At 45.2% G+C, this 1,549-nt stretch carries 3 protein-coding genes; all 3 read left to right on the top strand.

All coding sequences use genetic code 11. The features are described from left to right. Positions 1–784, top strand: a 784-nt coding sequence (locus ACFXHA_RS45605) for a hypothetical protein (protein ID WP_379367736.1), incomplete at its 5' end; no start/stop codon positions are given. 21 nt (positions 785–805) lie between these two features. Further along, entirely contained in the window at positions 806–1,054 is a 249-nt protein-coding gene (locus tag ACFXHA_RS45610) for a hypothetical protein (RefSeq protein WP_080467411.1), read from the top strand. A gap of 247 nt (positions 1,055–1,301) precedes the next feature. Next, the coding region (locus ACFXHA_RS45615; RefSeq protein ID WP_379367738.1) for a hypothetical protein at positions 1,302–1,549 on the top strand (248 nt) is incomplete at its 3' end.

Consider the following 1,549-nt stretch of genomic DNA (forward strand, 5'->3'; position numbering starts at 1 on the left):
CCTATACAGCTTAAACCGATTGAATCCAGACGTTCTATTACCTGCATCAAGTCCGCGGGCGTTATCTTACATTGAAACAGCCGCGAGCACGTCAGGTAAAGACGCGCGTATTAAATTCCAAGTCGCGCTGCCATTAACTTTAAACCAACGTGACCCGGTCGGTCTTATCTTGCTACAAAACGACGAGACAACCGTTTCCCTTCAGATTGATACAGCACGCGCGCAAGACGCGTATCAGTTGGCTACTGGAGACACCGTTACACTGAAGCAATTGAAAATCACGCCGACAATTGAAACGTTCTCCGTCCCTTCTGTACCACAAGCTATGCCGGATATTTCTGTCCTGAAGCTTGTAAACGAAAAAGGCGAACAGTTCACCGGGAACGGTCAAAATATCGTGAAGCTTCAGACAGGGACGATCTACCGTAAACTCATGTTTTACTTTACGGATGAGTCAGGCAACCCGCTGAAGGACAGCGACTTTGCGGGCAACTTGGAATTGGTATTTAACCAAGCCGACATCCCTTACAGCATTAAGCCGTCAGCACTTGCAGCCCGAAATCATTCGGACTTGGGTTATGTCTTACCGGATGGGGTTTATGTGTTTGACTTCTCTAACCAAGGCTTGCCAAACCTCGGCGGCTCTCGTGACTATATTGACACCGAACGTCTTACAGAGTTTTGGATTCGCTTCAATACTCAAAAAGGCGGGCGCGTGAAAATCGTTGCTGAAAAGCTTGCATTAATACACGCGGGAGGGCTTTTCCCTCCTTTTCTTATTTGACTACTACGAAGGAGGATTTATATGAACGCACCATCACAAATGGGTCTAGGTGAAATGTTCTACCATGCCGCAGACTTATATCCAAACATGGGGTTTATGAGTACCCGAACGTCTACAGTTCCCGAAGCTGAAGATCAAATGTCTCTTGTCGATGATGAGGACACAGCAAAAGAGCATGACGTAAAGCAAGACCCTATTACATCAAAACAAATCTTGCTGGGGTTCGGCATTGTGTTCCTTGTCGTATTCCTATTCTCGGCAAGGGTGTAGGGGGTGTGACTTGTGGAGCAAATCTATTCAATCCTATTAAATAACGGAGCCATGGGCGTAATGCTCGCGTGGTTCATGTTCAAACAATCAAAGGATAACGAACAGACACGGGAAATTCTAACCGATCTGAAAATGGTTATTTCAAAAATCGGGGGTGCGTCAAGCAATGACTAAAATTCTTGTTCTCACCGTTATTATCATCGTGTTTTGGTTCTTCTTTATCCGCCGCAAAAAGAAGGGATAACACATGGAAAAAGGTCTTTTGTTTTTCACGCTGGCGCTCACAGCCATATGGATTATTCTTGATGACTTTTATGGCGGCAAACACCTGTCAAAGATGGCACAGAAAATGACGCCTGACATTTCTACACCGATGGACGTTGTAAAAGATGGTTGGGAATCTACAAAAGAAACCGTCGACGAAGCCGGAAAGACAGCGAAAAAGGCAGTTGAAAAAGCGACAGGATACGACACGTATAAAAAGTATCAAAAGAT

This window comes from Nocardia sp. NPDC059240 (genome assembly GCF_042753865.1).
In the GTDB taxonomy this organism is placed as follows: Bacteria; Actinomycetota; Actinomycetes; order Mycobacteriales; family Mycobacteriaceae; genus Nocardia.

Bases quoted from the DNA above. Each gene is read 5' to 3' on its own strand.
- ACFXHA_RS45610 (WP_080467411.1), top strand. From the start codon at position 806: ATGAACGCACCATCACAAATGGGTCTAGGTGAAATGTTCTACCATGCC.